We start from the raw sequence: 24,942 nt of genomic DNA, 5'->3' as shown, positions 1-24,942 counted from the left end.
AAGTCATCGGCTTTCAGTAAAAATAAAACGTCATGCTAAGCTTGCCGAAGCCTCTCTACCGCAATGCTAACTTCTTTGACTAGCACTGCAATAGAGAGGTTTCGACAAGCTCAGTATGACGTTCTGTTTACGTTCCAACCTCAGCACGCGAGATTCCTCGCAGGCTCGGAATGACGTTTTTTCTTATGCACTACTCCAGTTCTTGCCGCACTTGCTCGGCCTCTGCGGGCGTGTTCACGTTGCGCAGCTCTTGGGGGGCGGGGGCGGGCAGCACGGCCACGTCGGAGTTGATGAGGGTTTTGCGGGGGCAGCTGTAGCCTAGGCTCAGGAAGCGCAGCAACTGCGGGTAGCTGGCCGGTTCCCAGATGGTAATGAGCGGCTCGGGCCACTCGTTTTCGGGGCTCTGGAAGGCCGTGGCCAGCCGGGCCGGCTGGCGGTGCTGCACCAAATGAGCCAGCGTATCGGCCGAGAGGAAGGGCAGGTCGCAGGCCACTACCAGCCAAGCGGCGTTGGGGTCGAGGCGCAGGGCCGAGAGGATGCCGCTGAGTGGGCCCAGGTCGGTGAAGGAATCGGGTAGAGGGCGCAGGCCGGCGTATTCGAGTTCCACCACTTGGTCGGGGCGGCAGGATACGTGCACGTCCTGGCAGAAGGGGGCCAGCAGCTCGGCCGCGTAGGCGCGCTGTTCCTGGCCGTGGTACTGCAGCTTGCCTTTGTCCTGACCCATGCGCTGGCTGCGCCCTCCGGCCAGCACCAGGCCCCGCAGCGGCGGCGCGGCGGCGCGCCACTCCTCCAGAATCAGCTGGGCAATGGCGGCGGTATCGTGCAACGGCAGTACGGGTACCGATACTTCGCCCAGGTGCGTCTGCAGGTAGGCGGGTATTTCCGTTACGCCTTCGGGCAGCAGCAGGGCCCGCACGTTGGTGAGTCGGTCCAGCTTCTTCTCCACGGGCTTGGCGAGGTCCAGAATCACCAGCTGTTGGGCGGCCCGGAAGTGGTTGCCGTTCACCAGCACCAAGTTCTGGTACTGCAGCAGCTCGGGCTGACTGAACCGGTCAAGGGGCCGCTTCACGTCGAGGCGGGTGAAGGTGATTTTGTCGGTCAGCTCGGCGGCCGCGCCGGCCTGCAACATAACATCCTGGCCGCCGCTGCCGCCCTGGGCCGCATCGTCGCCGGCGGCGTGGTCGGCGTCCACGTAGGCCACGCGCAGGGTGTCGGATAACAGCGGTACCAGCCGGGCCGCCAGCTCCTTGATACGGCCACAGGGCGCGCCCAGGATGGCTAGCTCGTGCCGCCCGAACTCGCCCAGCGCGGGTCGGATCAGGTGGGCGTGCTTGGTGCGGGGCTTCTCGGAGGCAGCGTTATCCGGCATGGTGGAAGTCCTGTTTGCCGCCGGTTTTGCTGACGAGGCGGGTTTCCTGAATAAGAATGTCGTGCGAGAGGGCCTTGCACATGTCGTAGATAGTGAGAGCCGCTACCGAGGCTCCGGTGAGCGCCTCCATTTCGACGCCGGTTTTGCCCGTGACGGTGGCCGTGCACTCAATCAGCACGGCATCGGGGCCGTCCACCTCAATAGTCACCTGGCAGTTATCCAGACCTAGCGGGTGGCACAGCGGAATTAGCTCGGAGGTGCGCTTGGCCCCCATGATACCGGCCAGAATAGCCGTCTGGAACACGGGGCCCTTGCGGGTGGGCAGGTCGCCTTCCTTCATTAGGGCCATGATTTCCGGGCCGAGGACCACGCGGCTGCGCGCCCGCGCCACGCGGCGGGTGGGTTGTTTGGCGCCCACGTCTACCATGGCGGGCTGGCCGGCGTCGTTGAGGTGGGTGAGTTTAGCGGAGTCAGGCATATGGAGTACAGGCCTGCGCCTGTGGTTGCGGGAAATGAAAGAAGATGACGCCGGGCCGGCGCGCTGGCTATACGAGGATACCGGCCGATGTAGAGACGCAACACTTCGTATCTCATCGTTGCTGATGTTACTTGGATGGTACGGTTTCAGGTCGTTCAACGACGCGACGCGAAGTGTCGCGTCTCTACATCCGCCTTACCCTATCTAAACAACCAGCCAGTTTCCCCGTTGTGAAACGGCGCAAGCTACGGCTTGTTCTACCTTCGTGCCTATGATTTCCGTTGCTGAAGCCACCCGCCTTGTTGCCGCCACCATCCGCCCGCTGGGCGTGGAGTACCTTTCCCTGAGCCTCGCCGCCGGCCGCGTGCTGCGCGAAGACCTGCGCGCCGACCGGGACTTTCCGCCCTTTAACCGGGTGGCTATGGATGGCATGGCCATGCGCTATGAGGCTTTGGCGGTGGGCCAGACGGAATTTCGCATTCACCACACCCAGTTTGCCGGGCAGCCGCCCCAGCCGCTGCCCGAGGCTACGGCCGCCGTGGAAATCATGACCGGGGCCATGCTGCCGCTTGGCGTCGATACCGTGATTCGCTACGAGGACCTCACGTTCCGCACCGATGCAGCGGGCCAGTGCTGGGCCACTGTGCAGGTGCTGCCGCCCCGCGCCGGCCACAACGTGCACCCCCAGGCCGCCGACCGCCAGCAGGGCGACCTATTGGTGCCCGCCGGCACGCGTCTGGAGCCGGCCGAAGTAGCAGTGGCCGCCACCGTGGGCGCCGCCACCGTGGCCGTATCGAGGCGGCCACGGGTGGCCGTGGTGAGCACCGGCGACGAGCTGGTACCCATCACCGAGCAGCCCCAGCCTCACCAGATCCGCCGCTCCAATGCCCTGATGCTACAAGCCGCCGCCGAAACTGCCGGAGCCCGCACCGAGCTGTTCCACTTCGACGATGACCCTGCCGCTTTGCGCCAGGGCCTGCCTGCCTTGCTGGCCGGCTTTGATGCGGTGATGCTCAGCGGGGGCGTGTCGATGGGCAAGGCCGATTTTCTGCCGGGCGTGCTGCGGGCGCTGGGCGTGGAGCAGGTGTTTCACGAGGTGAAGCAGCGGCCGGGCAAGCCGTTCTGGTTCGGGCAGATGGCGGGAGGGGCCGTGGTGTTTGCGCTGCCTGGCAACCCGGTGTCCACTTTCGTGAACTTCTACCGTTACGCCCGGCCCTGGCTGCTGGCCGTGCAGCAGCCCGCCGGCACATCGGCCGCCGGAGCCGCGCCCGTACCCGCCGTGCTCACCCAGCCCATCGACTTCAAGCCGCCTATGACGCACTTCCTGCTGGTGAGCCTGGCACCCGGCCCCGACGGCCGCCTGCTAGCCACCCCCGAGCGGGCCGGCGGCTCCGGCGATATGGCCAGCCTGCTCACCTCCAGCGGCTTCCTGGAACTGCCGCCAGAAACTGAGCACTTCCCCACGGGCACCGTGCTGCCAGTGTGGCGGTTTCGGTAAAGAGCGGCGGCGTATAGAATATGTCTTTTTCGAAGATTTAATAAGCCATATTATGCTGCAGGTCGCTGATTAGAGCTGTAAAGACCTCATGAGCTTCTGCCAGCAAGCGTCTAATATTCGGGCGGACTTCGCCTTTAGGAGTCAATGAAGCAGGTTGCTGCGTTATATCCAGTAGAGGAATCTCTTTAGGAAATGCTACAAATACTCTTCCACCAGAAACGGGAGTTTCTGTACGCGGGTACAAGAAATAGAAATCAGTAAACAGATACTCGTATTGGCCATCATGGCATTCAATTGCCACAGTGTAAGAAAATCGGTGGTCATGTATCATTGCTACTCGTTTGGCAATGAACAATCCGGCTGCCTTGTCTTCTAAAAGTGGAATCCTAGTCGCAGGCTCTTGTACTTTAGCATGCCACGCTTTGGCGCGTTCGTAAAGCAAATGGGCAGGTAAGTGGGAAACCGGCACTACTGCTTGGTAGCTGATTTTACGCGTGGCTGTATCAATGGGAAAGGGCAACTTCCACGGTGTTTGCGCCAGTCCGTTAGTGGCTATGCAAAGTAAAATAGCAAGTATGTAGAATAATTTCATAGCTCGAATATCCACTCAAAAACACACACGATAAAATTAAGCATCATTTTCCCTCAAAATCCAAACCGCACTGGAAGCAGTGGCACTGGGGTTTCTCGGGGGCCAGCAGCCATAGGCGCAGCTTCACGAACAGGTTGTCCTGGGGCTGGGGCTGGTGGCGGCACACTACGTCGGGGTGGTGGCAGCGGGGGCAACGGAGGGCAGCGACGGTATCTTGGGTGTCTTCGTCGGGCGACTCGGGGGGCATGGCCTGCATGGCGGCGCGCTGGGGGTGCAAGGCCTCTTGGGCCGCTGCCACGTCGGGCTGGCGCACGAACAGGCGCACGTTGCCAAGCACGGGACCGTAGGGCCGGCTTTCGTTGCTAAGAAAGCACGGGATGCCCGCCGCTTCCAGCTGGTTTTTGGCCAGGTGGGCGGCAATGACATCCGAAAAGGAATCGAGCAGGATGATGTTGGCTGGAGGCGTAGAATCCGAAGACATGGCAGGAGGCGGAGCCGGGTGGCCGTACAGGCCTAAAAACAGCAGAAGCACCCGGTGGGGTGCTTCTGAAGGTGACAATTTCGGAGCGGAAAACCTATTTAAACAAAGCCAACGCCTTGATAAAGGTTTGCGATACGCCCCAGGCCAGCGGAAGGCCCACATAGAGCCAGGCAATAATAGCCGAACTGCCCACGACAGGCTCCTCAACGTGCGGAGCAGAGGAATTAACAGGAGTGCTCATGTATATGAATGTTGAGTGATGAGAGTTGAGTTATGAAATAGAAAAGTGAAAGAGGGAGGGTCGCCGCGCAAAGCAGGGCGGCCAGCACCTCAGCATTCCTAATTCATACTTCCCTTTAGTGGCCGCCGGTTTCTGCCGTTACCGGGCCTTTTTCGTAGTACTGCTCCTTTACGGGGCGTACGGCCAAGTTAGCCAGCAGGCCCAGCACCAGCACGCCGGCCATAGTATAGAATACGTTCTGGTAGGCAGCCGCGCCGGTCAGGCCCTGCTCCTTGGCATGTTCGTGCAAGGTGTGTACGATGAGCGGGCCCAGTACGCCAGCCGTGCTCCAGGCCGTGAGCAAACGGCCGTGGATGGCCCCCACTTGGTACTTGCCGAACATATCGGAGAGGTAGGCCGGAATGGTGGCAAACCCGCCGCCGTACATGCTGATAATCACACAGGCTACCGCTACGAACAAGGTCAGCTGCAGACCGTGGCCCAGCGTGGGTACCAGGGCGTACAGCAAAATGCCCAGCCCAAAGTAAATGGCGTACGTCACCTTGCGGCCCAGCTTATCGGAAGCCGACGACCAGAAGAAGCGGCCCAGCAGGTTAAACAAACTCAGCAGCCCCACAAAGCCGGCAGCCGCAGCGGCCGTCACGCCCCGGTCCGCACCCATGGCACCGTCGGAGAAGGTTTCCTGAATCAAGGGCGAAGCCGTTTCCAACACGCCGATGCCGGCCGTAACGTTAGTGAGCAGCACCACCCACAGCAGCCAGAACTGAGGCGTCTTGATGGCGTTGTCAGCTGATACGTTGGCGGTGGTAATCATAGCGTTGTGCTCGGTGCTGGGCACGTAGCCGGCGGGTTTCCAATCATCGGCTGGCACCCGGATGGTCCACACGCCAAACTGCATGAACAGCAGGTAAATCAGGCCCATCACAATAAACGTGGGAGCCACGCCCTGTGGGGCCGAATCCTTGAAATAGCCCATTAGGTTGTTGGCCAGCGGCGAACCGATCATGGCACCGCCCCCGAAGCCCATAATGGCCATACCGGTAGCTACGCCCTTACGGTCGGGGAACCACTTGATCAGTGTGCTTACCGGCGAAATGTAGCCGATACCCAGCCCGATGCCGCCAACAAACCCGTACCCGAAATACAGCAGCCAGATATTGTGCAGGTGAATGCCCAATGAGCCTATCAGGAAACCGCCACCGAAGCACAAAGCCGAGGCCAGCATGGCCTTGCGGGGCCCTACGCGCTCCAGCCACTTCCCAAAAATAGCCGCCGATAAGCCCAGCAGCACAATGGCAATAGAGAAGGTAATACCAATTTGCGTGGGCGTCCAGTCGTCAGAAGCGGGGGCGTTTACGTCGCCGCTAATGAGGGAGCCCAGGGGCTTGTTGAAGACGCTGAAGGCGTACGCCTGCCCGATGGCAAGGTGAATGGCTAGGGCCGCCGGCGGTACCAGCCAGCGGTTGTAACCAGGACCGGCCACGGTGCGGCTGCGGTCAAGAAAGGAGTCGTTTGCCATGCGGGAACGGGTGTTTTTTAGGGGAGAAAAGAACGGAAACTACTGACCTGATACCAACTTTGAAATGAAGCCGATACGGGTCGATTAGCACTTAAGGTAGAGGCCCGAATGAGGCTTTGATGTTTTCTGGGCAACTATTTTTTGCTAAAAAACTATAGCTGTCTTTCGAAAGGTGAGCACTTACTTAGGTGGGAGTACGTGAGATGATCCGGAAAAGGGTGTAGCTACACGTATATTGTTACGCGTTTTAGTCCGCAACGGTCATCTTCGACGCACTAAATACCGCTATTCTTCCGCCGGCTGCTTGCCAAACCAGCCTCGCAGCCCCGGGGCCCGACTCTGCCGTAAAAACTGCACTAGCCCCTTCCGCATAGCCTCGGCCATGCGCTGCTGAAATTGCGGGTTGGCCAAGCGTTTTTCGTCTTCGGGGTTTGATACAAAAGCGGTTTCCACCAGCGCATTGGGGTATTCGGTAGGTCCGTTCAGGCCGAAGTTGAAGCTGCCCACATTGCCGAAACCGGCCAGTCCCGTGGCGCGCATCTGCGCGTAGAGGGCAGCGGAAAGCGGCCGGAATGCCACGTAGCGGTAATAGGTGCTGGTACCCTGCACGGTAGCATTGCCCGAGGAGTTGACGTGAATACTCACCAGCAGATCGGGGTTGAGACGGCGCAGCAGCAGTACCCGGTCGCCATTGTCTACGGTGGCATCGGTGGTGCGAGTCATCAGCACCCGGGCCCCGGCCTGCTCCAGCTCCCGCTGCAGCTTCAGGGCAATGGCCAGGGTCAGGTCTTTCTCGCGGGCTCCGCTGCGGCCGGTAGCCCCCACGTTGGTACCCCCGTGGCCGGCATCGAGGGCCACCGTGAGGCCGCGTAGCTGCAGCTTGTATGGTGGCCGCTTTACCCGGATTTCCAGCATATTGCCCCGGTAGCCAATGTGGTAGCCCCAGCTCTGGCGGTGGCGCAGGTGCAGCACCAGCCGGAATACATCGGGCTGCAACTGCTCATACATCACGTCGCCCAACGCCTGCAGGCCGTCGCGCTGGGTTATCCAATTGGTATTGGAGGTGGCCCCAAAGATGTCGACCACCAGCCGGCTGGGTTCTGTGAGCAGCTGGGAGCGGTAGGGGAGGCGCTGGGTGAGGGGTACCCGCACGTAATCGTACGCGGAGTCGCCCTGTACGCTCCAGGAGCCGGTCAGCGACGACGGCACAAAGCCGCCCGGCGGCAGCAGGCGTACCACTTCCTGTGGCACCCAGGCCGTGTGGTTTTGGCTGAGCTGCACCCGGTATTGGTTGCCCACGCGCCCCGTAAGGTGCAGCGCCACCGCCGAATCGAGGTAGCCCAGCTTGGCCCCGCCCAGCCGGTCTTCGCCCAGCCCGTAGTTGAGGTAAGCCAGTTCGCCTTTCGTGCGGGCCAGCTGCGGCACGTTGGGGCTCAGAAACCGGACGGTATTCTTGCTGAAAGCAATAGCCACCAGACTGTCTTTCGAGAGTAGCTGAAACCGGAGGGTCCGGTTCTGCAGTGTATCGCCAGGGCGTACCACGTAGGTGCCCTGGTACACGCCGCGTTGGCCCTGGGCCTGACCCGGCAGTAGCTCCGTGAGCGGTTGCCCATCCAGAAAAGTAGCCTGCGCGCCGGAAGTGCCCGTCAGCCGCACCTGCAACCGGTCGCCGGGCTGCAGCCATTGGTCGGCAGCTGGTACGGTTTCGGCTGCAGTGATGGTAGGCGGTGGGCTGGTCCGGGTAGGAATAGGGCGCTGCGCGGAACGTTGCTGGGCCTGCGTGGTCAGCGGCTGAAATAGGCTGACAAGGCTTAGTAGGGAAGGCAGAAATCGACGAAACAGCATGGGCCGGGAAAGCAAAAGCCCCGCGCGGGGCGGGGCTTGGGTCATACGATAAAATGGCGGGCTACGGTTGCTTCACGGCGTCGCCGAGGTCCTTCACGTCGCGGCCGGTTTCCAGGGCAGTAAACTCGGTTTGCAGCGCCCGGATGTGCAGCTCGTCGCGGCCTTTGATATCGAGGCGGATAGCGCGGAACTGCGCGTTGAGGCGGCGACTGATGGCGGTGGCGTAATCCCAGTCGCGCTGGGTCCACTGGCGGCGGTTGGCCCGCACCTGCTGCATAAACTGCACGAAGGCTGGCTCAATGGTAGTAGGTGTCAGGCCTTCAATGGCCGAATACGTGCCCAGCAGCTCGCTGGTGAATGCCGTTTCGCCGGCCTTATCCAGCGGCTGCCGGCTGCGAGCTTTGGAAACAGAATCGAAGCGGGCGGCGCGGCGGCCGGCCACGCGCAGCTTGGCGGCGGCCTCATCCACCACCGTGTCGAGCTTACGGGCTTCCTGCTTCACCATATCCTGCCGCTCCCGCGGCGTCGAGTCGCAGCCAGCCAGCAGCAGGGCCCCGGCCGACAACCCAAATAAAACGTGCTTTTTCATGCCCCAAGATACGGGAATCAACCATGAGCGGTTAGCAATGAATAATGCGCAATGAACGAATAACGCGTGATGAACAGTGAGCAGCAATTCCTTTCTAGTTCTCTGTCACTCGCTGTTCATTCCTCATTGTTTACTGCTGATTGCCTCTACTGTGGCCGCAGGCGGAACGTAAACGGCAGTTCATACTTCGATACCACCGCGTGGCTACCTATCCGGGCGGGAATCCACTGGTCGGGGATGCTGCGGGCGACGCGCAGGGCTTCCTCGTCGCAGCCGGAGCCGATACCTAGCACTACCTGCTGATCAATTGCATGGCCCAGCGTGTCAACCACGATAGAAACCAGCACTCGGCCCTGCACGTTTTTAGTCTGGGCGGAAGCCGGATAGTTAAGCTTGCTCATGTACGGAGCCAGGGCTGCGTCGCTGCCGATGTAGAAAATCGGATGGGTCACACGCTGCCGGGTCCAGTCGCCGGCCGCGTTGCGCACGGCGTAGGGCACATCATCGAACGGCCGGAAGAAAACCAGCTTTTTGGCGGTGTGGTCGTACTTCTGCGTGATTACCTGGCTGCCGTCGCGGGTGTAGGCATAGTACTCCCACACGCCCGTTTTTTCGCCCTTATCCAGCATGCCACTGCCGGTATCGGTTTTGCGCAGCTTCTGGGCCTGAGCATTAAGGGTAAGCAGAAGGGATAAAAAGAGTAAGGAGTGTTTCATGGGAATTTGCGGGAAGGGAGCAGGGACGGAACGCAGCAACGGCCGGCTGGAAATCCAGCCGGCTTACTGCAGTAAGGAAAAAAAATATTGTTTTAGTGCAAATGCGGCCGTGGGCCACATGGGGTGGGAAAGCGGGTGAGACCATAAAAACTGCAGCGTAAGCAGCAGGAAAAGGCAGCGGACAAGCGGGGGGAGTTACTTGCTGATACTGCCTGGTCCGGGAAATTTACAACTATCTGCTTAACTCAGCAAGTGCCTGAGTGCCGGAATATTCCTTCAGTCCGATAATTCATTCTGCCTGCTCATCCAGCCGGTCACGCAGGTTGCGGAGTTGTTGCTGCAGCCCCGGCCAAGCCGGACACAGCTGTTCCAGCCGGCGCAAAACCCGCAGCTCGCCCCGGGCGTCACCCAGAGTGCGAAGCATAGTAGCCCACCCCGAGAGGGCGCCGAAGTGGCGTGGTTCCCGGCGAAGGGTTTCCTGCACGTCGCGGAGGGAGGCCTTATATTCACCGCGTAAAAAGTGCGCCGTAGCGCGTTTGTTCCAGCCTTCGGCGTACTCCGGCATGGCTTCCGTGAGGAAGGTGAATTCGTGAATGGCTAAGGTATAGTCGTCGGCGGCCAAGGCCCGGATTCCGTTTTCCAGGCGTTTGTCCAGCAGCGGGTGCGCAGTAGTCAGCCAGAGCTGCCAGATGCCGTCCTGCAGGGCCTCAATCTCAGCCGGAGCCGTAGCCTCCCGCAGGCGGGCAAACAGGTCGTCGAGGGAATCCAAAAGGCGAAATAGTGAAAGGTGAAGTTGTGAAGAACAGGCGTCCTCGCGCTACGCGAAGTCCGCAGAGACGGTTTAAAGAACGATGCGCAACTTCACCTTTCACAAATCCCCCCTTAGAAAAGTGCCGATGCCACCCGGCGGATGCTCTCCGACTTGCCCATGCTGTAGTAATGCAGGCAGGGCACGCCGTGGGCCATCAGCTCCCGGCTCTGGTTGATGCACCACTCAATCCCGATTTCGCGGGCCGCGGCGTTGTCGGGGGCCAGGTGCACGGCGTCTACCAGCTCGTCGGGCAGGTTGAGGTAGAAGGAGCGGGGCAGCGCCGTGAGCTGGGCCTTGGTGGTAAGGGGCTTGAGGCCGGGGATGATGGGCACCGTGATGCCCGCCGCCCGGCACTTTTGCTCGAACTGGAAAAACTGCTCGTTATCGAAGAACATCTGCGTCACGATGTACTCGGCGCCCCGGTCTACCTTATGCTTGAGGTAGCGGATATCGGCTCCCGAGTTAGGCGACTCAAAGTGCTTCTCGGGGTAGCCGGCCGTGCCAATGCAGAAATTGGTGGCCCACACATCATCCTGCTCCTCATCCAGGTACGCGCCCTTGTTCAGGTCTGAGACCTGCCCGATCAGGTCACAGGCATAGGCGTGGCCGTCGGGCTCCGGCACAAAGCGGCCCTCGCTTTTGATCGGGTCACCGCGCAGGGCCAGCACGTTATCAATGCCCAGAAAGTGCAAGTCGATGAGGGCGTTTTCAGTTTCTTCCTTCGAAAAGCCGCCGCAGATAAGGTGGGGCACGGTGTCTACATCAAACCGGTTTTTGATGGCCGCGCAGATACCCACCGTGCCGGGTCGGCGGCGCACGGTTTTCTTTTCCAGCAACCCGTTGGCGTGCTGCCGGTACACGTACTCCTCGCGGTGATACGTCACGTCGATAAACGGCGGCTTGAATTCCAGCAGCGGCTCAATGTTGGAGAACAGGTTCTGGATGTTCTCGCCCTTTTTGGGTGGTAGCACCTCAAAAGAAAACAGCGTTTTGCCGTTGGCGCGGGTCAGGTGTTCGGTTACTTTCATCAGAAGCGCCAATTGGCAGGTGGCGAGGCGTTGGATGTAGCGCGAAGCTTTTGCTTCGCGTTTCGTTGATAAGAACAGATGCCGTAGTTGCGTGACAACACTATCAGCAACGGTACGCGAAGCAAAGGCTTCGCGCTACTGGCTACCCCGCCGTTACGGGCACCGCCGCCGGCTCGTAGTTCAGGTTCGGCATCAACCAGCGCTCCAGCTCCGGCAGCGGCATGTGTTTGCGCGCGGCTATGTCCTCCACCTGGTCGCTGCCAATGCGGCCGAGGCCGAAGTAGCGGCTGTCGGGGTGGGCGTAGTAGAGGCCGCTCACGGAAGAGGCGGGGTACATGGCCAGGTTTTCGGTGAGGCGGATGCCGGTGGCGGTTTCGGCGTCGAGCAGGTTGAACAGGGTGATTTTCTCGGTGTGGTCGGGGCAGCCGGGGTAGCCGGGCGCGGGCCGCACGCCTTTGTACTTCTCCTGAATGAGGTCTTCATTCGAAAGGTTTTCGGCCGGGTCGTAGCCCCAGAACTCTTCCCGCACGCGCTGGTGCAGGCGCTCGGCAAAGGCCTCGGCAAGGCGGTCGGCCAGGGCCTTCATCAGGATGCTGCTGTAGTCATCGTGCTCAGCTTCAAACCGCTCCAGGTGCTTCTCGATACCGATACCGGCCGTTACGGCAAAGCCCCCGATGTAGTCTTGGCGGCCGGTTTCCAGCGGGGCCACGAAGTCGGAGAAAGCCAGGTTGGGCACACCCTCGGCCTTTTCGCTTTGCTGGCGCAGGGTGAAAAACTCAGTGGCAACTTCTTGGCGGGTATCGTCGGTGAACACCTGCACGGTGTCGTGGCCGACGGTGTTGGCGGGCCAGAAGCCGATGACAGCGCGGGCCGTGAGCAGCTTCTCGTCGATGATCTGCTTCAGCATCTTCTGCGCATCCTGGAAAAGCTGAGTGGCGGCCTCGCCCACATTCTCGTCGGTGAGGATGCGCGGGTAGCGGCCCTTCAGCTCCCAGGTCTGGAAGAACGGCGTCCAGTCGATGTAGGTGGCCAACTCTGCGAGGTCGTAGTCTTCCAGGGCCTTGGTACCCAGGAAGGTCGGCTTCACGATGGGCGTGGTTTTCCAGTCGGCTTTAAACCCGTTTTCGCGGGCGGCCTCGATGGTCAGGTAGTTCTTGTCGCGCTGGCGGCCGGCGTAGTCCTCACGGAGCTGGCGATACTCCTCGCGCACCGTGCGGGCATATTCCACATCGGCCGAGCCGAGCAGGGCGGCGGCTACACCCACCGAGCGGGACGCGTCGTTGACGTGCACAATGGGGCCGCTGTAGTTGGGCGCAATCTTCACGGCGGCGTGCAGGCGGGACGTGGTAGCACCGCCGATGAGCAGCGGAGTTTTCAGGGCGCGCTTTTCCATCTCCTGGGCCACGTACACCATCTCATCCAGGCTCGGCGTAATCAGGCCGCTGAGGCCGATAACGTCCACTTGCTGCTTCTGGGCTTCATCGAGGATGCGCTCCAGCGGCACCATCACGCCCAGGTCCACGATGTCGAAGTTGTTGCAGGCTAGTACCACGCCCACGATGTTCTTGCCGATGTCGTGCACGTCGCCTTTCACCGTGGCCAGCAGGATTTTACCGGCCGTCTGCCGGTCGCCGCTTTGCTTGTCGGCCAGCAGGTAAGGCTCCAGATACGCCACCGCCTTCTTCATTACGCGGGCCGACTTCACCACCTGGGGCAGGAACATCTTGCCGGCACCGAACAAGTCGCCGACCACGTTCATGCCGGCCATCAGCGGGCCTTCAATCACCTCCAGCGGGCGGCCTACCAGTTGCCGCACTTCCTCAGTATCCTGGTCGATGAATTCGGTAATGCCTTTCACCAGCGCGTGTTGCAAACGCTCCTTCACCGGCAAACTGCGCCAGGCGTCGGCCACCACTTCCACCTTGTCTTTCTGCTTCACCGTGTCGGCGAAGTCCACGAGGCGTTCGGTGGCATCGGCGCGGCGATTCAGCAGCACGTCTTCCACCAGCTCCAGCAGATCCTGGGGTACTTCATCATACACAGCCAGCTGGCTGGGGTTCACGATGCCCATGTCCAGGCCGGCGCGGATGGCGTGGTAGAGAAAGGCCGAGTGCATGGCCTCACGCACCACATCGTTGCCGCGGAACGAGAAGCTGATGTTCGAAACGCCGCCGCTGGTGAGGGCGCCGGGCAGGTTCTGCTTGATCCAGCGGACGGCCTCGATGAAGTCCAGCGCGTAGTTGCGGTGCTCCTCCATGCCGGTGCCCACCGTCAGGATGTTGGGGTCGAAGATGATGTCCTCGGCCGGGAAACCGACTTCGTTCACCAGGATATCGTAGCTGCGCTGGCAGATTTCGATGCGCTTCTCGTAGTTGTCGGCCTGGCCGTTTTCGTCAAAGGCCATGACCACCACGGCCGCGCCGTACTGGCGTACGGTGCGGGCCCGCTGCCGGAATACGTCCTCGCCCTCCTTCAACGAAATGGAGTTGACGATGCTCTTGCCCTGCACGCACTTGAGGCCGGCTTCCAGCACGCTCCACTTCGAGGAGTCAATCATGACGGGCACCCGCGAAATGTCGGGTTCCGAGGCAATCAGGTTCAGGAAGGTGGTCATGGCCTGCTCCGAGTCGAGCATGCCTTCGTCCATGTTCACGTCAATCACCTGGGCGCCGCCTTCTACCTGGTCGCGGGCCACTTGCAGGGCTTGCTCGTAGTTGCCGGTCCGGATGAGGCGGGCAAAGGCGCGGCTGCCGGTGACGTTGCACCGCTCGCCCACGTTCACGAACAGGCTGTCGGGGTACACGCCAAACGGTTCCAGACCGCTCAGACGAGTGGCTTTGGGTACCTTGGGCAGGGTGCGCGGCGCGTATTTCTCCGCCAGCCGGGCCAACTCACCGATGTGCTGGGGCGTGGTGCCACAACAGCCACCCACTACCGTCACGAGGCCGTCGGCCAAGTAGCCTTCCACCACGCCCGCAAATTCCTGGGCCGACTCATCGTAGCCGCCAAAGGCGTTGGGCAAACCGGCGTTGGGGTAGGCCGAAATGTGCACGTCGGCAATGCGGCTCAGCTCCTTGATGTACACCTTGAGCTGGTCGGCGCCGAGGGCACAGTTCAAACCCACACTCAGCAGCGGCAGGTGGCGGATGGAATTCCAGAAGGCCTCCACGGTCTGCCCGCTCAGGGTACGGCCCGAGGCGTCGGTAATCGTACCCGAAATCATGACCGGCACCACTTTGCCGCCTTCGTCGAAGAACTTCTGCACCGCGTACAAAGCGGCCTTGGCGTTGAGCGTGTCGAAGATGGTTTCGATGAGCAGCGCGTCGGAGCCGCCGTCCACGAGGCCGCGCACCTGCTCCAGGTAGGCGGTGGCCAGCTCATCGAAGGTCACGGCCCGGAAGCCGGGGCGGTTGACGTCGGGCGAGAGGCTGGCGGTGCGGTTGGTTGGCCCCACGGCCCCGGCCACGAAGCGCGGCTTGTCGGGCGTGAGGGCCGTAAAGGCATCCGCCGACTCCCGCGCTAGCCGCGCCGACTCGTAGTTCAACTCATATACCACGTGCTCCAGCGCGTAGTCGGCCTGGGCGATGGTGGTGCCGCTGAAGGTGTTGGTTTCCACCATGTCGGCCCCGGCCGCAAAGTACTCGTCGTGAATGCCCCGGATAATATCGGGCCGCGTGAGGCTGAGCAAATCGTTGTTGCCGCGCAGGGGATGCGAGTGATTGGCAAAGCGCGTACCCCGGAAATCTTCCTCCGTGAGCGTGTGGCGCTGAATCATGGTGCCCATGGCGCCGTCCAGAATCAGCACGCGCTGACGCAGGATGTCGTGAAGGGGAGACGCAGTAGGGGCGGAGGCGGTGAGGACGGTCGGCATATCGGCTCTTCTAAGGGGAATCAGCGGCAAAAAGTGCCTATCCAGAAAGAGCCGCGCCGGGAGCACGCCTGTTCTTATCTTCTTCCAGAGCCCGGAAAGGCCCTGAAACGGGAGTTAGCACCTTGTTTTATTTCAGGTTGCTAAGACGTCATCGGGCCCAATCCCTCGGTCTTTCTGGATAAGTAACACGGCGAAGATACAGCGGAATCGGCAAAAATCAATTCGGCCCGAACCGTCTGGCCTGCGTTGGTGCGCGGTGTTGCGGAAAAAAAATATATAGGTGCCGCCCGATAATTCGTTGTGGTAAAGCAGCCGCTTGGTTGAATTCCTTTTTCCTGCTTCTGAAGTTCTGCCGAATTTGCTTTCACCCGTAACTGTATCCCGCTATGCTACCAGCCCGCTACTTCCGAAACATGGCCTTTGGATGGCTACTGCTGCTCAGTGGCCTAAGTACCGCGCAGCCACGTACCAAGGGGGCAGGCCTGCGGGGGCAATACTACGAGGGCCAGAACTTCGGGAAGCTGGCCCTCAGTCGTATTGATCCGGGCATTGACTTCAACTGGACCATCGGGCCGACTGGCGACCATTTTGTGTCGCCGGGGCCGGGCGTACCGGGCGAGTGGTTCTCAGCGCGCTGGAAGGGTCACCTGTACGCCCCGGTAACGGGCGTGTACACGTTCCGGATGACGACGGACGACGGGATGCGGGTGTGGGTGGGCGGTCAGCGTATTCTGAATTCCTGGCAAAACCAAGCCGTCAGCAGCTACACGGCGCAGATTGCCCTCACGGCCGGGCGCTACTACCCCATCCGGGTAGACTATTACCAAGCCGGTCAGGATTCGCGCGCTTCACTGGCCTGGCAGCTACCGGCCACCATGGAGGAGCCGCAGCCGATTCCGGCGGCATATCTGTACGCCAGCCTGCCGGCTACGGCGGTGCCCATACCGGTAGCGGCCAGCAAACCCGAAGCTCAACCAGTCCGCCCGCAAACGGCGGGGCTACCGCCCGGCGTAACCAGTACGCCTCTTAAGCCGGCTGTAGTAGTGGGGCGGCGGCCGGTGGCTCCGGTTGCGCCCCGGCCCGTACGTCGTCCCCGCCGTACTCCGCCGCCGACAAATCCGGTGGCCCCGCCGGATACGGTGCCGCTGCCGGACTTATCGGCCCTGAGCAAAGGCGCGGCCGTAACGCTGCCTAACCTCTATTTCACCCAAAGCACCGCTGCGCTGCTGCCTTCCAGTCGTCCCACGCTCAACGCGCTGGCCCGTCGCCTGCGCGAGCAGCCGGCTATGCGGCTGGAAATAGCGGGCCACACCGATAATGTGGGCGAGGCGGCCCTGAACCTGCGCCTCTCCGAGCAGCGGGCCCGGGTGGTACGCCAGTACTTGGTGCAACAGGGCATCGACTCGGTGCGGCTGGCGGCGCGGGGCTACGGCGGCACCCGCCCGGTAGCCGACAACCGCGACCCACAGCAACGGCCCCGCAATCGTCGCGTGGAGGTGGTGGTACAGTAGCGGAAGGAAAAAGCGTAGGGTGAGTTGCGGTGTTGCAGGAAAAAGCGGGCTCCCTTCTATCTTGTAGCCCAATCTACCTGCCGCGTGACTTATTTCTATTGGAGCACCTTATTGCTGTGTGCTTCCGCCTGCCTTCCGACTACTGCCCAAACTCTGCCCGCGCACGGCTTGGCGGCTACGTATTATAACGGCGAAAACTTTGAGGAAGCCGTGGTGGAGCGCATCGATGCGCAGCTGGATTTCGAGTGGCACAGTCGGCCGCCGGCTACCGGTATCAGCAAAGAACATTTTTCGGTGTGCTGGACCGGCTTCCTGGAAGCACCGGCCACGGGCCTCTATATTCTGCACCTGACAGTGGATGATGGCGTGCGGGTGTGGATCGGCAACAGGCTGCTGCTGGAATCCTGGCGCAACCAGTACGTTACGGATGGGCAGGTGCGGGTGCGGCTGGAGGCAGGCAAAGTGTACGCGTTGCGAGTTGAGTATTACCAGAATGCGCTGGAATCGAGGCTAGTGCTGGGGTGGGAGCGGCCCGATGTGTCGATGGAAGACTTTTTCAGCGGCCGGCCCATCTTCGAACCCATTCCCACCCGCTACCTCTGGACGGCCTTGCCCGTACCTCCTTCCGAAGTTCGGGAGGCGGGTACGCCCGTGCCACCAGCAGCCTTGGCAGCAAGACCGTTGCCTGTGGCGAAACCGGCTGCGCTTGGTTCGGGCGGCCCCGGCTGGATAGTACCGAAAGCCCCGGCCCGGGCTGTTGTGCCCCCGGATACACTGCCAGTACGGCTGGACGGACTAGCCCAACTCACCAAGGGCCAGCGGCTCACCTTACCTAATCTGTACTTCACCCAAAGCACTGCCGATTTGCTGCCTTCCAGTCGTCCCACGCTCAACGCGCTGGCCCGCCGCCTGCGCGAGCAGCCGGCTATGCGGCTGGAAATAGCGGGCCACACCGATAATGTGGGCGAGGCGGCCCTGAACCTGCGCCTTTCCCGGCAGCGGGCCCGGGTGGTACGCCAGTACTTGGTGCAACAGGGCATCGACTCGGTGCGGCTGGCGGCGCGGGGCTATGGCGGCACCCGCCCAGTAGCCGACAACCGCGACCCACAGCAACGGCCCCGTAACCGCCGGGTAGAAGTGGTGCGGCAGTGAACCAGGAAGTAGATAAATGGGGAAATAAGCTGGCTGAAACATAAGTGTTGCTACATCGGTTAAAAGCAACTGTCCTGCAAAACGGCTTTGGTCCGGGGCAGGGTTTCTATCCACACGTAGTTTCTCATGAGCCAGATTCCCAACCTTTTCACGCCCGCTCAGGTAGGCGCACTTTCTTTGCCCAACCGTTTCGCCATGGCCCCCATGACGCGCAGCCGGGCTGATAACCCCGGCAACGTGCCCACCGACTCGACGGTGACCTATTACGTGCAGCGCGCCACGGCCGGCCTCATTATTACCGAAGGCTCACAGGTTTCGCCTCAGGGCGTGGGCTACATCAATACGCCCGGCATCTACTCCGAGGAGCAGGTGGCCGGCTGGAAAAAAGTAACCGACGCGGTACACGCGGCCGGTGGCCGGATTTACATCCAGCTCTGGCATGTAGGCCGGGTGTCGCACCCGTTCTTTCACAACGGCGAGCTGCCGGTTGGTCCGTCGGCCATTGCGCCGGCTGGGGCCCAGGCCTACACCGATAAGGGCATGGAGGATATTCCGGCCCCGCGCGCACTGGAGCTGGCCGAAATTCCGGGCGTGGTCGACCAGTTTCGGCAGGCGGCCCGCAATGCCAAGCTGGCCGGTTTCGACGGCGCTGAGATTCACGGGGCCAACGGCTACCTGCTCGACCAGTTCATTCAGGATGGCTCCAACCAGCGCACCGACGAGTACGGCGGCAGCCTGGAAAACCGTGCCCGTTTCGTGCTGGAAGTAGTGCAGGCCGTGGTAGATGAGCTGGGTGCTGACCGCGTGGGTATCCGTCTTTCGCCCCAAGGCAGCGCCAGCATTCAGGACTCGGACCGTGTGAAAACCTTCAGCTACCTCACCGAGCAGCTCAACCAGTTCAACTTGGCCTATCTGCACGTAATTGAGGCGCTGCCGGGTCACCCAATGGCGGCCCAGGCCGGTGTACCAGCCGTAGCGGCTCATTTGCGCAAAATATTCCGCAATACCTTCATCCTCAACGGCGGCTACACCCACGAAACGGCCGATAAGGCGCTGGCCAACAACGAGGCCGACCTGATTGCCTTCGGGGTGCCTTATATCGCCAACCCCGACCTGGTAGAGCGGTTCCGCACCGGCGCGGCCCTCAATGCCCCCGACCCCAGCACGTTCTACGTGCCCGGCGACCATGGCTACATCGACTATCCTTCGTTGCAGGACACGGCGGCCAACGTCAAGGAACCCGTTGATTATCAGAACAACTAAGGGCTGACTTTTTAGTAAGCGAACTGAACCCATTCCGGCAGTTGCCGGAATGGGTTTTTTTATGGTTTTATGATCGGTTACGGGCGAAAGTGTCGGCTTCCGGACCGGAATCTTCGTAAGCGAAGAACTCCACCATGCTTCTTTATTCTGATGGCTGCCAAAAAGACTCCTGCTGCTGCAGCAGCACCCAAGAAAGCTGCGGCCCCCGCCAAAACCGCCGCTACGCCCGCTGCCAAACAAGCGGCCAAAACCGCCACTACCGCGCCCAAACCCGTAAAGCGGCCCACGGCCAAAGACATGAAGCAGCACGCCCAGACGCTGCCCTACCCCGCCAAGCAGGCTGATATGAAGCTGCAGCCTGGCATGGACTTCAGCACCTACCGTGCCGCCGGCAAGCTTCAGGATAAAGTGGCCCTCGTCACCGGTTCTGATTCCGGCATCGGGCGGGCGGTGGCCGTGGCCTTTGCTATGGAAGGAGCCCATGTGGCTGTGCTCTTCAACGAAAACGTGGTGGACGCCGAGGAAACCAAGCGCCTCGTGGAAGCCCAGGGCCGGCGCTGCATTTTGCTGCAAAGCGACGTGCGCGACCCGGAGCAGTGTAAGCAGGCCGTGCGTCGCACCCGTTCCGAACTGGGTGGCCTCAACATCTTAGTGAATAACGCTGCCTTCCAGATGGCGCAGGAGAAGTTCGAGGACATCCCGGAGGAGCAGATCCGCCGCACCTTCGATACCAATATTCTGGGCTATATCTGGATGGCGCAGGCTGCCATTCCGCACCTCAAAAAGGACGACTGCATCATCAACACCGGCAGCATCGTGGGTCTGACGGGTATTCCGATTCTGATTGACTACGCTTGCACCAAATCGGCCATTCATGCCCTTACCAAGAGCTTGGCTACCCATTTGGGCGAGCGGGGCATCCGGGTGAACTGCGTGGTGCCCGGCCCGGTCTGGACGCCCAACATTCCCGGCACCATGCCCCGCGAGGAAATCGAGAAATTCGGCTACGAAGTGGCCCTGGCCCGCCCCGGCCAACCCGAGGAGCTGGCCCCCGCTTACGTGCTGCTGGCCTCCCAGGACGGCTCGTTTATGACCGGCTCACTGGTGCACGTAACCGGCGGCAAAATGAGCAGCGACCAGTAAATAAAATGAGGCTGTAGAGACGCGTATTCGCGTCTCGTCGTTGCTGATGTTGTTTGGTCGGCGCAGTTCCGGCCGTTCAACGACGCGACGCGAATACGCGTCTTTACGGCCTCATCCGTCGAAAACATAAGCTGCCGATCCGCACTTGTAGGTTGCCCCTCCACTCTTCCGATTACCTCAATGCCGCATTACCCCGAAGGTACCGTCCGGGCGCTGCTCCAGACCGAGCTGGTGACGTCCGCCACCCGTGCCGCCCTGGAAGCCCGCCTCAGCGCCTCCGCCGACTACGCGCCGCAGTTTTTCGACGCCGATACGTACCAGCTGCTGCGCGCCGTGGCCGCCCGTATTTTCCCTCAGCCTGACCGGGAAACGCCCATTGAGCTAGCCCCGGCCGTGGATAAGCGCTTGGCCGACGGTACCGCCGACGGCTGGCGCTACGACGCTATGCCGCCCGACCGGGAAGCCTACCGACTCGGCCTGGGCGGCATCAACCAGGCCGCCCAAGCGCAGTTTCAGCAGCCCTTCACGGCCCTGAGCGCCGAGCAGCAGGACCAGATTATAGGGCAGCTTGCCGCCGGCCAAGCTGCTGGTGAAAACTGGCAACAGGTACTCCAGGACCGGTTTTTCGAGGAGTTCCTGGCCGAGTTGACGGAGAACTACTACGCCCACCCGCTGGCTCAGGAAGAAATTGGCTACGTGGGCATGGCCGACGTGCCCGGCTGGCCCCACGTCACCCCCAACACCCTCGAACCCCGTGAGCCAGAAGAGGTGAAATAGTGAAGTGGTGCACTGGTGAGTCTGAAATCCTGATTACGCCATTTGCGCATTACCCACCTCACAAATTCACCATTTCACAAATTCACCGCACATGCCCGACGAAGAAGTACTCGAAGAAGGCGTGCTGAACCCGGTTCAGCCCGAAATACAGGACCCGTTGCTCCAGAGCTTGCTGGCCGATAACGCCACCCCGGCCACCGAGCCCACGGGCGAGGAGGCCCCCGTTCCGCTGCCCGACCCCACCGACGAGGTGGATTGCGTGGTGATTGGTACCGGCGCGGGCGGCGCACCCTTACTGGCCCGTTTGGCCATGGCCGGCCTGAAGGTGGTGGCCCTGGAAGCCGGCCCCCGCCGTGACCCTAAAACCGAGTACGCCACCGACGAAAAAGCCCAGAACTTCCTGTTCTGGAACGATGAGCGCCTCTCCGCCGGTCAGAACCCGGTGGCTTTCGGCAAAAACAATTCCGGCACCGGCGTGGGCGGCTCTACGCTGCACTACACGGCCTACACGCCCCGCGCCCACCGCGGCGACCTGAAGCTGTTCACCGACTTCGGCCAGGGTGTTGACTGGCCCTTCGGAATTGAGGAACTGGAGCCCTACTACGAGGAAATTGAGCACTTCCTGGGTATTTCGGGGCCCACACCGTACCCTTGGGACCCTACGCGCCGCAAGGGCTACCCGCTAGCCCCGCTACCTCTGAACGGCGCGGCTTTGCTCATGCAACGCGCCTGCGCCCAACTGGGCATCGAAACCTCGCCGGCGGCCAACGCGGCCCTGTCGGCGCGCTACTACCAGGAGGGCATTGGCTGGCGCGAGGCCTGCACCAACCGCGGCTTCTGCCAGGCCGGCTGCAACCGCGGCGCCAAGGCCAGCATGGACGTGACGTTCCTGCCCCTGGCCGAAAGCTACGGGGCCGAAATCCGGGCTGATGCCTACGTAACGGAGATTGAGCGTGACGCCTCGGGCCGCGTAACGGGCGTAGTGTACGAGCAGCACGGCCGTACCGTGCGCCAGCGCTGCCGCCACCTGTTTTTGTGCGCCGGGGCCGTGGAAACGCCGCGCCTGCTGATGCTCAACGAGCTGGCCCTCAACAGCGGGCAGGTCGGCAAGCACTTCATGGCCCACCCCGGTATGCAGGTCTGGGGCACCTTCGACGAGGACATCCGACCATACAAAGGCATTCCTGGCGGCCTGATTTCCGAGGATACCCACCGCCCCAAAGACGCCGACTTTGCCGGCGGCTACCTGCTGCAAAGCATCGGGGTGATGCCCGTGACGTTTGCCACCCAGATGGTGCGCCAACGCAAGCTCTGGGGCCAGCCCCTGCGCGACTACATGCGCACCTACAACCACACGGCCGGCATCAACATTCTAGGCGACTGCCTGCCGCACGAGGCCAACTTCATGGAGCTCAGCGACGAGAAGGATGCCCGCGGCTTGCCCAAGCCGCGCCTGCACTTCACAGCCCAGGAAAACGAGCAGCGCATGAACCGCCACGCCGAAAAGCTGATGCGCCAGATCTGGGAAGCGGCCGGGGCCAAGGATATCTGGGCCTTCGAGCGCTACGCCCACGTCATCGGGACGGCGCGCATGGGCCTGAGCGGCGACGAGGCGGTGGTCAACCCCGACGGCAAAGCCTTCGACGTGCCCAACCTTTACATCTGCGACAACTCGGTGTTCCCCAGCGCCCTCAGCGTCAACCCGGCCCTCACCATCATGGCCCTCAGCCTGCGCACCGCCGATAAGTTTCTGGCGTCGTTGCGGGCATAGAGTAGGCTGAATCAGCACGTCATGCCGAGCTTGCCGAGGAATCTCGCGTGCTGACGTTGCAATACTACTCAGGCGTCAGCACGCGAGATTCCTCGGCAAGCTCGGCATGACGTTCTTCCTTGTTACGAGCCACCCTTCTGGCGCATCATTTCAGCTTCAAAAAATGAAGTCTTTCCTTAGTCACATCAAAGAGAAGTTCGGCGACGGCCACTACGAGGGCGACCAGTTCGGCGGCGCGGCCGGCCACGACGGCTCGGGCCTGCCTACCGGCAACGCGGGCAACTTCATGTTTGCCACCGGCATCGAGTGCTCGTACCCTACTATTGCCAATGGCACCATCCGGCGCGATTTGCTGGCTGAAACCGACCACTACAACCGCTACAAGGAAGACCTGGGGCTGGTGAAGGAACTGGGCCTGAAGGTGCTGCGCTACAACCTGCCGTACTACCTCATCCACAAGGCCCCCGGCCAGTTCGACTGGGAGTTTGCCGATCTGGCCATGGCCGAAATCCAGCGCCTGGGTATCACGCCCATTTTGGACCTGATGCACTTTGGTGTGCCCGACTGGGTGGGCAACTTCCAGAACCCCGAGCTGCCGGTGCATTTTGCCGAGTACTGCGGAGCCGTGGCGCGGCGCTACCCCTGGGTGCGCTTCTACACGCCCGTCAACGAAATCTACGTGACGGCACGGGCCTCTGCCAAAGACGGCATCTGGAACGAGCAGCTCAAAGACGACCGTGCCTTCGTGACGGCCATCAAGCACATCACGGCGGCTAGCATTATGGGCACCCAGCAGATTGCCAAGGTACGCCCCGACTGCATCATCGTGCAGAGCGAATCGGCCGAATATATCCACGAGATGCGCGCCGTGCCCAGCCCGGAAATCTGCTTGGTCAACAAGCTGCGCTTTCTGTCGCTGGACCTGCTGTACGCCCACCCGCTCGACTCGGAGGTGCTGCTGTACTGCCTCGATAACGGCCTGACCCGTCAGGAGCTCGAGTGGTTTATGGCCGGCGAGCCGCCCGGCTACCAGATCATGGGCAACGACTATTACGGCCGCAACGAGAAGATTATCAAGCCCGACGGCAAACTCTGCCAGGCCGAGGACGTGCTGGGCTGGTATACCATGACGCGCCAGTACTACGAGCGGTACCGCAAGCCCGTGATGCACACCGAAACCAACACCTTCAACCCCAAAGACGCCGAATGCTGGCTCTGGAAGCAGTGGGTGAATGTGCAGCGCATCCGCCAGGACGGCGTGCCGGTGGTGGGCTTTACTTGGTACAGCCTCCTGGATCAGCTCGACTGGGACATCAGTCTGGCCGAAAAGCGCCTAACCGTTAATGCCTGTGGCCTTTACGACCTGGACCGCAAAATTCGGCCGGTGGGGGAGAGCTACAAGATGATGATCCGCGAATTCGGCCAGATTACTATCATGCCTCACGGCGAGATATTCGAATTTACCACCCGCCCCGCCACGCTCAAGGTGGAAAAGTAGGCGCGAACTTTGTAGTCCGCGTTTCCGCGTCGCCCGAACGATAACGCCCAAACGGAGCAGTAACAGGGTGTAGAAGTGAAGGGTAGTGGCTTAGTTACCGTATCTAATTCGTTTTCCGCTTCCCATGACCTTTTCTCGCCCCAGTTTCAGTACCGCGCTGCAATGGCTGCTGATGCTGGCTTTTGGGGTAGTACTGACCACCGATTTACGCCCGTTGGTGCTGGGCCGGCTGCAACAGGGGCTGCTGGCCACTGGCTTGTGGCGGCCCGCCTTACCAACTACTCCAACTGATCCGCCCGCTCAACTTACAGCCACTAAGTACGCGCCCGTCCTCACGCTGCGTGGCCTTGATGGCCAGCTGCTGAACCTGCAGGAACTGCGGGGCAAAGCCGTGCTCGTGAACTTGTGGGCCAGTTGGTGCCCGCCCTGCGTGGCCGAAATGCCCGGTTTGCAGGCGCTGTACAATAAAGTAGATAAGCGCAACGTAGCCTTCGTGCTGATTTCTCTGGATGAAAACCCCGCTAAAGCCCAGCGGCTGGTACAGCGGCGGGGCTACACGATGCCCGTGTATTTCCCTACGGCTCCGCTGCTTGCCCCCTTCGATACCCAGTCAATTCCAACTACGGTGCTGTTGGGACCCGATGGGCAGGTAGCCGCCCGCCACGAGGGCATGGCCGACTACGACACCCCGAAATTTCGGGCGGCGCTGGAGAAACTGAGCGGTGCGGGCCGGCGGTAGGGCGGCCGGCTGCGTACAGGAAACGGTAACCTCTTTTCGTACCGAAGCTG

Annotated in this window: 21 protein-coding genes and 1 riboswitch; of the genes, 9 read left to right on the top strand and 12 right to left on the bottom strand. The window is 61.5% G+C overall.

Annotation, left to right across the window (positions count from 1 at the left end; all coding sequences use genetic code 11):
* Positions 1-190: 190 nt before the first annotated feature.
* Positions 191-1,369 carry an NTP transferase domain-containing protein gene (locus tag HSW_RS24450; RefSeq protein WP_197031923.1) on the bottom strand — a complete coding sequence of 393 codons (1,179 nt, stop codon included), beginning with the start codon at positions 1,367-1,369 and terminating at the stop codon, positions 191-193.
* Positions 1,359-1,847, bottom strand: coding sequence for a cyclic pyranopterin monophosphate synthase MoaC (gene moaC, locus HSW_RS20965; protein WP_044003702.1), 489 nt, complete (start codon positions 1,845-1,847; stop codon positions 1,359-1,361). The genes HSW_RS24450 and moaC overlap by 11 nt, the downstream gene beginning before the upstream one ends.
* 271 nt (positions 1,848-2,118) lie before the next feature.
* On the opposite strand from moaC, the gene HSW_RS20960 reads away from it, so the two are divergent.
* Positions 2,119-3,345: a molybdopterin molybdotransferase MoeA gene (locus HSW_RS20960; RefSeq protein ID WP_044003700.1), complete on the top strand. Its 1,227-nt coding sequence runs from the start codon at positions 2,119-2,121 to the stop codon at positions 3,343-3,345.
* Positions 3,346-3,382: 37 nt separating this feature from the next.
* Here HSW_RS20960 and HSW_RS23660 read toward each other — a convergent pair whose 3' ends face one another.
* The 10 genes from HSW_RS23660 to metH all read right to left on the bottom strand — a co-directional run bounded on the left by HSW_RS23660 (position 3,383) and on the right by metH (position 15,038).
* Positions 3,383-3,937, bottom strand: a complete 555-nt coding sequence (locus HSW_RS23660) for a DUF4468 domain-containing protein (RefSeq protein WP_071883157.1) — start codon at positions 3,935-3,937, stop codon at positions 3,383-3,385.
* Between the two features lie 43 nt (positions 3,938-3,980).
* Positions 3,981-4,418 (bottom strand): putative signal transducing protein, encoded by a 438-nt coding sequence (locus HSW_RS20955; protein WP_044003699.1) that lies wholly within the window; start codon positions 4,416-4,418, stop codon positions 3,981-3,983.
* Between the two features lie 94 nt (positions 4,419-4,512).
* Positions 4,513-4,659 carry an MFS transporter small subunit gene (locus HSW_RS24445; RefSeq protein WP_155833090.1) on the bottom strand — a complete coding sequence of 49 codons (147 nt, stop codon included), beginning with the start codon at positions 4,657-4,659 and terminating at the stop codon, positions 4,513-4,515.
* A gap of 115 nt (positions 4,660-4,774) precedes the next feature.
* Complete coding sequence (locus HSW_RS20950; protein ID WP_044003698.1) at positions 4,775-6,178, bottom strand: L-lactate MFS transporter; 1,404 nt, start codon at positions 6,176-6,178, stop codon at positions 4,775-4,777.
* A gap of 285 nt (positions 6,179-6,463) precedes the next feature.
* A complete protein-coding gene (locus tag HSW_RS20945) occupies positions 6,464-8,023 on the bottom strand; it encodes an N-acetylmuramoyl-L-alanine amidase (RefSeq protein ID WP_052346711.1) in 1,560 nt (519 codons plus the stop codon).
* A gap of 61 nt (positions 8,024-8,084) precedes the next feature.
* On the bottom strand, positions 8,085-8,612 hold the full coding sequence (locus HSW_RS23225) for a hypothetical protein (protein WP_052346710.1): 528 nt from the start codon (positions 8,610-8,612) through the stop codon (positions 8,085-8,087).
* A 146-nt stretch (positions 8,613-8,758) separates the two neighbouring features.
* Positions 8,759-9,328, bottom strand: coding sequence for an energy transducer TonB (locus tag HSW_RS23220; RefSeq protein ID WP_052346709.1), 570 nt, complete (start codon positions 9,326-9,328; stop codon positions 8,759-8,761).
* A gap of 289 nt (positions 9,329-9,617) precedes the next feature.
* Positions 9,618-10,097 carry a tetratricopeptide repeat protein gene (locus tag HSW_RS20930; RefSeq protein ID WP_052346708.1) on the bottom strand — a complete coding sequence of 160 codons (480 nt, stop codon included), beginning with the start codon at positions 10,095-10,097 and terminating at the stop codon, positions 9,618-9,620.
* A 113-nt stretch (positions 10,098-10,210) separates the two neighbouring features.
* Positions 10,211-11,167 (bottom strand): methylenetetrahydrofolate reductase [NAD(P)H], encoded by a 957-nt coding sequence (gene metF / locus HSW_RS20925; protein ID WP_044003697.1) that lies wholly within the window; start codon positions 11,165-11,167, stop codon positions 10,211-10,213.
* 142 nt (positions 11,168-11,309) lie between these two features.
* The gene (gene metH, locus HSW_RS20920; RefSeq protein WP_052346707.1) at positions 11,310-15,038 is read right to left on the bottom strand and encodes a methionine synthase; all 3,729 of its coding nucleotides are present in this window, start codon (positions 15,036-15,038) and stop codon (positions 11,310-11,312) included.
* 71 nt (positions 15,039-15,109) lie between these two features.
* Positions 15,110-15,223: riboswitch (SAM riboswitch) on the bottom strand.
* Positions 15,224-15,451: 228 nt separating this feature from the next.
* Between metH and HSW_RS20915 the strand changes: the two genes are divergently transcribed.
* The 8 genes from HSW_RS20915 (at position 15,452) to HSW_RS20880 (ending at position 24,892) form a co-directional block, all read left to right on the top strand.
* Positions 15,452-16,549 (top strand): OmpA family protein, encoded by a 1,098-nt coding sequence (locus tag HSW_RS20915; RefSeq protein WP_044005338.1) that lies wholly within the window; start codon positions 15,452-15,454, stop codon positions 16,547-16,549.
* 84 nt (positions 16,550-16,633) lie between these two features.
* Positions 16,634-17,701: an OmpA family protein gene (locus HSW_RS20910; protein ID WP_197031922.1), complete on the top strand. Its 1,068-nt coding sequence runs from the start codon at positions 16,634-16,636 to the stop codon at positions 17,699-17,701.
* A gap of 126 nt (positions 17,702-17,827) precedes the next feature.
* Positions 17,828-18,964 carry an alkene reductase gene (locus tag HSW_RS20905; protein WP_052346704.1) on the top strand — a complete coding sequence of 379 codons (1,137 nt, stop codon included), beginning with the start codon at positions 17,828-17,830 and terminating at the stop codon, positions 18,962-18,964.
* 150 nt (positions 18,965-19,114) lie between these two features.
* On the top strand, positions 19,115-20,107 hold the full coding sequence (locus HSW_RS20900) for an SDR family oxidoreductase (RefSeq protein ID WP_044003695.1): 993 nt from the start codon (positions 19,115-19,117) through the stop codon (positions 20,105-20,107).
* A gap of 180 nt (positions 20,108-20,287) precedes the next feature.
* Positions 20,288-20,884 (top strand): gluconate 2-dehydrogenase subunit 3 family protein, encoded by a 597-nt coding sequence (locus tag HSW_RS20895; RefSeq protein WP_044003694.1) that lies wholly within the window; start codon positions 20,288-20,290, stop codon positions 20,882-20,884.
* 91 nt (positions 20,885-20,975) lie between these two features.
* On the top strand, positions 20,976-22,655 hold the full coding sequence (locus tag HSW_RS20890) for a GMC family oxidoreductase (protein ID WP_081768540.1): 1,680 nt from the start codon (positions 20,976-20,978) through the stop codon (positions 22,653-22,655).
* 163 nt (positions 22,656-22,818) lie between these two features.
* On the top strand, positions 22,819-24,153 hold the full coding sequence (locus tag HSW_RS20885; RefSeq protein ID WP_044003692.1) for a family 1 glycosylhydrolase: 1,335 nt from the start codon (positions 22,819-22,821) through the stop codon (positions 24,151-24,153).
* A 124-nt stretch (positions 24,154-24,277) separates the two neighbouring features.
* The gene (locus HSW_RS20880; RefSeq protein ID WP_231501331.1) at positions 24,278-24,892 is read left to right on the top strand and encodes a TlpA family protein disulfide reductase; all 615 of its coding nucleotides are present in this window, start codon (positions 24,278-24,280) and stop codon (positions 24,890-24,892) included.
* Positions 24,893-24,942 lie beyond the last annotated feature (50 nt).

It is taken from the genome of Hymenobacter swuensis DY53 (genome assembly GCF_000576555.1).
Lineage (GTDB): Bacteria > Bacteroidota > Bacteroidia > Cytophagales > Hymenobacteraceae > Hymenobacter > Hymenobacter swuensis.
Note: the sequence above shows the minus strand (reverse complement) of the source record. Positions and strands in the feature narration are given on the sequence as shown.

Bases quoted from the DNA above. Each gene is read 5' to 3' on its own strand.
- HSW_RS24450 (WP_197031923.1), bottom strand. From the start codon at position 1,369: ATGCCGGATAACGCTGCCTCCGAGAAGCCCCGCACCAAGCACGCCCAC.
- moaC (WP_044003702.1), bottom strand. From the start codon at position 1,847: ATGCCTGACTCCGCTAAACTCACCCACCTCAACGACGCCGGCCAGCCC.
- HSW_RS20960 (WP_044003700.1), top strand. From the start codon at position 2,119: ATGATTTCCGTTGCTGAAGCCACCCGCCTTGTTGCCGCCACCATCCGC.
- HSW_RS23660 (WP_071883157.1), bottom strand. From the start codon at position 3,937: ATGAAATTATTCTACATACTTGCTATTTTACTTTGCATAGCCACTAAC.
- HSW_RS20955 (WP_044003699.1), bottom strand. From the start codon at position 4,418: ATGTCTTCGGATTCTACGCCTCCAGCCAACATCATCCTGCTCGATTCC.
- HSW_RS24445 (WP_155833090.1), bottom strand. From the start codon at position 4,659: ATGAGCACTCCTGTTAATTCCTCTGCTCCGCACGTTGAGGAGCCTGTC.
- HSW_RS20950 (WP_044003698.1), bottom strand. From the start codon at position 6,178: ATGGCAAACGACTCCTTTCTTGACCGCAGCCGCACCGTGGCCGGTCCT.
- HSW_RS20945 (WP_052346711.1), bottom strand. From the start codon at position 8,023: ATGCTGTTTCGTCGATTTCTGCCTTCCCTACTAAGCCTTGTCAGCCTA.
- HSW_RS23225 (WP_052346710.1), bottom strand. From the start codon at position 8,612: ATGAAAAAGCACGTTTTATTTGGGTTGTCGGCCGGGGCCCTGCTGCTG.
- HSW_RS23220 (WP_052346709.1), bottom strand. From the start codon at position 9,328: ATGAAACACTCCTTACTCTTTTTATCCCTTCTGCTTACCCTTAATGCT.
- metF (WP_044003697.1), bottom strand. From the start codon at position 11,167: ATGAAAGTAACCGAACACCTGACCCGCGCCAACGGCAAAACGCTGTTT.
- metH (WP_052346707.1), bottom strand. From the start codon at position 15,038: ATGCCGACCGTCCTCACCGCCTCCGCCCCTACTGCGTCTCCCCTTCAC.
- HSW_RS20915 (WP_044005338.1), top strand. From the start codon at position 15,452: ATGGCCTTTGGATGGCTACTGCTGCTCAGTGGCCTAAGTACCGCGCAG.
- HSW_RS20905 (WP_052346704.1), top strand. From the start codon at position 17,828: ATGAGCCAGATTCCCAACCTTTTCACGCCCGCTCAGGTAGGCGCACTT.
- HSW_RS20900 (WP_044003695.1), top strand. From the start codon at position 19,115: ATGGCTGCCAAAAAGACTCCTGCTGCTGCAGCAGCACCCAAGAAAGCT.
- HSW_RS20895 (WP_044003694.1), top strand. From the start codon at position 20,288: ATGCCGCATTACCCCGAAGGTACCGTCCGGGCGCTGCTCCAGACCGAG.
- HSW_RS20890 (WP_081768540.1), top strand. From the start codon at position 20,976: ATGCCCGACGAAGAAGTACTCGAAGAAGGCGTGCTGAACCCGGTTCAG.
- HSW_RS20885 (WP_044003692.1), top strand. From the start codon at position 22,819: ATGAAGTCTTTCCTTAGTCACATCAAAGAGAAGTTCGGCGACGGCCAC.
- HSW_RS20880 (WP_231501331.1), top strand. From the start codon at position 24,278: ATGACCTTTTCTCGCCCCAGTTTCAGTACCGCGCTGCAATGGCTGCTG.